Genomic DNA, 5074 nt, shown 5'->3' on the forward strand with positions numbered 1-5074 from the left:
GGCAGCAACGACGGCACGGTCCGGCTGTGGGAGACCACCACCGGCCGCCACCTCCACACCCTCACCGGCCACACCAGCCGGGTGTGGTCGGCGGCGTTCTCCCCCGACAGCACCACCATCGCCACCGGCAGCAACGACGGCACGGTCCGGCTGTGGGAGACCACCACCGGACGGCGGATCGCTACCGTGATCGGTCTTCAGGATGGGTGGGCGGTTCTGCTGCCGGACGGCTCCTACAAGCTGGTCGGTGAGCCGGGCGGCTCCTTCTGCTGGGTGATCAAGACCGTCCGTTTCGAGCCGGGCGAGCTGGACGGCTACGACCCGGCCATCCGGCGCCTCGCGGAGGACGCGCCCCTGCCCCTGCCCGCCGGCTGGCACCCCGTCACACCCCAGGTGATCCCGCCGGTCAGGCCGCCTGATCCACGCCCCGGCCGCCGCAGCGGCATCTTCCGCCGCCGCTGATCACGACCGGCCAGGAGGATCAGCCGCTGGGCAGCCGGGCTACCGTGCCGCCCTCGCGGCCGCGCTGCTTGCCGGAGGATTCACCACGATGCGCCGGGTAACGTCCGATCTGGACGAGTAAGGAAATGGGCGGTACCGAATGCCCGACGCAAAGCCTGCCGTCAGGGACATCACGACGCCAGATATGCAATCCCGTCAATTCGGCCTCGACGGCGAGGCCGTTATTGTTTGGTGGCTATTGGTTCAGGGTATCTCCACAACAGGGCCCGGTCTTTCTTTTTGTTCCCGCCAGGAACAGGTGACCTGTCCGGTAGTTTTTGCCAGCACGACGAGAAGGAACACTACGGTCGTCCCCATGCGCGACACGAAACGTCCTGATGAATCTTGTTTCCCGGCGAAGCCCGGTCCCGATCGGCGCACTCTCCGTGGCCTTCAGACATTGACCTGTCTCCTGTAACCGGACGACCACGGTCTGCGCCGGCAACATTCAGTCGCCGCCCGGCTGCCCGACAGCAGTATCATAACCGGTCGAACCGTGGACGGAGACGATCCAGCTTCGTCTGCTATACAGCCTCCCACGGCCCCTGGCTCTGAAGGAGAATCTGCTGATGCCCGTTCTGTGTGAACCGGCTGTCGCGGTTCCAGAAAATATCCTGACCATGGGTGAGACTCTTGAACTGGCTCAGCGTCTTCACAGAGATCACCCTGCCCTCCCCCTCGCCCTGCGCCTCATAAGTAACACCGGCGTCGTCAAGCGCCACATTGTTCGTCCGATTGACGAGACATTGAAGCACCCAGGTTTTGAGATCAGGAACCACATCTACGAGGAAGAGGCCAGGGCTCGGGTTCCGGACGTTGTGCACCGCGCGCTCCGAAATGCGGAGATGTCGCCTGCTGATATCGACATGATAGTATACCTGTCCTGCACCGGGTTCATGATGCCGTCGCTGACGGCCTGGCTCATCAACAAGCTCGGGTTCAGACCGGAGACACGCCAGCTCCCCATTGCCCAGCTGGGCTGTGCGGCTGGCGGAGCAGGGATAAACCGCGCATTTGACTTCTGCACCGCCCATCCCGGATCAAACGCTCTGATCGTGGCCTGCGAGTTCTGCTCGCTCTGCTACCAGCCCACCGATGTCGAGATCGGCAGCCTGCTGTCGAACGGCCTGTTCGGCGACGCCGTAGCGGCCGCCGTGGTGCGCGCCTCCGGAGGGACAGGCATGCGCCTGGAACGGACCGGTTCCTACCTGATACCGAACACCGAGCAATGGATTTCCTACGCCGTGAAAGCTACCGGCTTTCATTTCCAGCTCGACCGACGCGTCCCGAAGACCATGGAACCGCTGGCGCCGGTCCTGCGAGACCTGGCAGCAGAGAACGGCTGGAACGCATCGCTGCTGGACTTCTACGTGATCCACGCTGGCGGGCCCCGCATCCTGGACGACCTGAGCCGTTTTCTCGATGTCGCACCCAACGAGTTTCGCCATAGCAGGGCGACGCTTACCGAGTATGGGAACATCGCGAGCGCCGTCGTACTCGACGCCCTTCGGCGAATCTTTACCGAAGGCGGGGTCCCGAACGGTGGATGCGGTATCCTGGCAGGCTTTGGTCCCGGGATCACGGCTGAGATGTCGGTCGGGCGCTGGCAGGCAGACCCCTTCACAGCAAAGAGGGCGGACCGGGTCGAAGAGCAGGCCTGAGCCTGGACCCGTCGCCCCGCTCCGGGCCGGACGCCACCGCGGGCTTTCCATCAGTTTTTGGCGTTCCCCGGACAGCCTGGTCGACACCGGATATGTCGATTGTAGTTTCCTACTGGAAAGGCCGTGTGGGATGTCCATCTCGAACTCCGTGCCGACGTGCCCGTTCCGGCACGACGACGCCCTGGAACCAGACCCCTTCATGACCCGGATGCGGGCTGAGGCCCCCGTCACCCGCGTCCGGATGCCATACGGGGAAGGCGACTGCTGGCTGGTCACCCGCGATGCGGACGTGCGGACAGTCACCGCGGACCGGCGTTTCAGCCGGGCCGCGCTGATCGGGCGGGACTTCCCGCGGATCACGCCTGCCCCCATCGCGCAGCCCGAGTCGATCAACCTCATGGATCCGCCCGCGCTGAACAGGGTGCGCAGCCTGATCCTCAAGGCGTTCACCACGCGCCAGGTCGAGAAACTGCGGCCCTGGACCCAGCAGGCCACGGACGGGCTGCTGACCAGAATGGCCAGGCATGGCGCGCCGGCGGATCTCGCTGATCATCTGGCGGGCCGGCTGCCGCTCATGACGATCTGCGCACTGATGGACATCCCCGAGGCGGACCGGCCCCAACTTCGCCGGTGTGCCTCGGCCATGATGTCCATGAGCGCCGTCGACCAGACTTCGGCGGTGGAAGCGAAGGCGGAACTGCGGGCCTATTTCGCCGAGCTGACCGCAAAACGCCGCCGTGTCCCCGGCGACGACCTGGTCAGCGCGCTCGCCACCGCACGGATCGGCGGCGAGATCCTCAACGAGGAGGAACTGTCCGTGCTGGCCATGCTCCTGCTGGTCACCGGTCACGACACCACCACGTACAACATCAGCAACATCGTCTACACGCTGCTGACGCACCCCGTGCAGCTCGGCCAGCTGCGCGCCCATCCCGAGATACTGCCGCAGGCCATTGAGGAGCTGCTGCGGCACATCCCGTTCCGTCAGGGCGTCGGCATTCCGCGGGTGGCCCTGGAGGACATCGACTTCGACGGTGTCACCATCAGGGCTGGTGACACCGTGCACGTGTCATATCTGACCGCCAACCGCGACGAACTGGTCTACGACCGTGCCGACGAACTCGACTTCGGACGGAAGGATCCCGTCCCGCATATGACCTTCGGATACGGCAGCCACCACTGCCTCGGATCCCATCTGGCGCGCATGACGCTCCAGGTCTCCATTGGCACACTGCTCACCCGTTTCCCCGGACTGCGGCTGGCCGTACCCGCGCGGGACGTGCGGTGGAACACGGTGTCGATCTGGCGTTACCCGCTCGTGCTGCCGGTCGCCTGGTAGAGGCGCCGGCCCGGTCCTCGGGTGGTGCCGCCTGTCGTCAACGAGAGCGGTGATCGGCTGGGCCTGCTCCCCCAGGCAGGTCCTGGCCCGCGATCAGCAGAGCCGGTGGGGGGCGAGGCTGTCGTCGATGGGGAGTAAGCCGGTGACCGTCGCGGTCACCTCCATCGACTGGAGGACGACGATGCCTCGCAGGACGTTGACGAAGGCCGTGTCAGCCGCGTCGCGACCGGTTGCGATGCGGACCATGCCCTCTCGGGGGGCTCGGCGGGTGGCGTCGTAGGTCCACCACGCACCGTCGAACCATGCCTCGAAGACGGCGTGGAAATCCATCGGGGCCAGGCCGGGCGCGTACACGGCGACGAAGCGCGCGGGTATCTGGAGAGCCCTGCACAACGTGATCCCGAGATGGGCGAAATCGCGGCATACTCCCTGCCCGGTGAGCAGCGCGTCATCGGCGCAGCTGTGGACGTTGCTGGAGCCCGGGACATAACCCACCCGGCTGTGAATCCACTGTGTGATCGCCTCCACCTGGGGGCGTCCGGGTGGCAGGCCGCCGAACTCGGCGACCGCGAACCCGACATCGTGATCCGACGGGCAGTAGCGGCTCGCCCGCAGGTAGGTCAGCTGCTCCAGACCAGGCAGACCAGGCAGGTCAGGCAGGTCAGGCAGGTCGCCGCGGATGGCTGCGGCCGGTTGTCCGGCGGTGGCAGGCGGGGGGCCGAGTTCCGCCCGGTAGGACACGGACAGGATTCCCCGGGGTGTGCGCAGAAGATGCAGTCGACCACCGTGTGGCGTGGCCAGCTCGACCGCGACCGGGAGCACCCTCCTGTCCATCGTCACGTCGAGCCGCTCGGCACGGACTGCCCGGCCGTTGGCCGCGGCGATGTGGAGGGCGACGTCCGCAGGTTCCCCGACATCGAAGGTGAGGTCGCAACTGACCACTCGCTCGGCCACCCCGCCGCCGGGATGCGCGGACGGTCGGTAACTTTCTGACTGCACGTCGGTCACGGAGGGGACGCCACCCCGGCAGTGCGCAGGATCTCGTCCGTCGAACCGGTCAGCGAGCCGGCGCCGGCCAACCGGAGCACCTCGCGCGCATGCTCGGGTACATGCTCGGGTGCGGTGTCGGGCAGAGTCACCAGCGGCTGGGTGCCCGGCACGGACGGAGTGAAGGACAGCCGGTCGGGAGCACCGCCGTCGTCGTCGAACCGGTCGAGGTCGACGCGGTCGAGAACGGAAAAGGTCTGATGCGCCGTCACGACGGCCACCTCACCCCGACGGTACCCCGCCGGATGGCAACAACCGACTACCACATCGACATCATGTCGCACATCGACATCATGTCGATGTTTGCGAAATCATCAGCCTGTTCACAGGCTACCATATGGGAGACCCTCAAAGGGAGATCACGCTGACGGGCACGACGATTCCCGGGGCACGACGATTCCCGGGGATCGACGAGTCTTTTGTGGGCATGTCCGCCGAATATGGTCGGGTACGCGCGGTGCTCATCACGGCCACCGCACAGCCCGAACCCGAATCATGCGAAATCACCCTCCGTACACCACGCCAC

5 protein-coding genes are annotated in these 5074 nt (G+C 66.0%); 3 read left to right on the forward strand and 2 right to left on the reverse strand.

Annotated elements, in window-relative coordinates:
• From NBX02_RS13030 to NBX02_RS13040, 3 genes are all read left to right on the forward strand, one after another.
• Positions 1-462 (forward strand): WD40 repeat domain-containing protein (locus NBX02_RS13030; protein WP_445548409.1); only part of this gene is annotated, 462 nt, incomplete at its 5' end.
• Between the two features lie 608 nt (positions 463-1070).
• Complete coding sequence (locus tag NBX02_RS13035; protein ID WP_250283551.1) at positions 1071-2162, forward strand: type III polyketide synthase; 1092 nt, start codon at positions 1071-1073, stop codon at positions 2160-2162.
• Positions 2163-2292: 130 nt separating this feature from the next.
• On the forward strand, positions 2293-3501 hold the full coding sequence (locus tag NBX02_RS13040; protein WP_250291518.1) for a cytochrome P450: 1209 nt from the start codon (positions 2293-2295) through the stop codon (positions 3499-3501).
• A gap of 93 nt (positions 3502-3594) precedes the next feature.
• Here NBX02_RS13040 and NBX02_RS13045 read toward each other — a convergent pair whose 3' ends face one another.
• Complete coding sequence (locus NBX02_RS13045) at positions 3595-4500, reverse strand: transglutaminase-like domain-containing protein (RefSeq protein ID WP_250291520.1); 906 nt, start codon at positions 4498-4500, stop codon at positions 3595-3597.
• Between the two features lie 5 nt (positions 4501-4505).
• Positions 4506-4760, reverse strand: coding sequence for a hypothetical protein (locus tag NBX02_RS13050; protein ID WP_250283557.1), 255 nt, complete (start codon positions 4758-4760; stop codon positions 4506-4508).
• Positions 4761-5074 lie beyond the last annotated feature (314 nt).

Origin of the sequence: Protofrankia sp. CiP1_Cm_nod1, assembly GCF_920888515.1 — a bacterium.
In the GTDB taxonomy this organism is placed as follows: domain Bacteria; phylum Actinomycetota; class Actinomycetes; order Frankiales; family Frankiaceae; genus Protofrankia.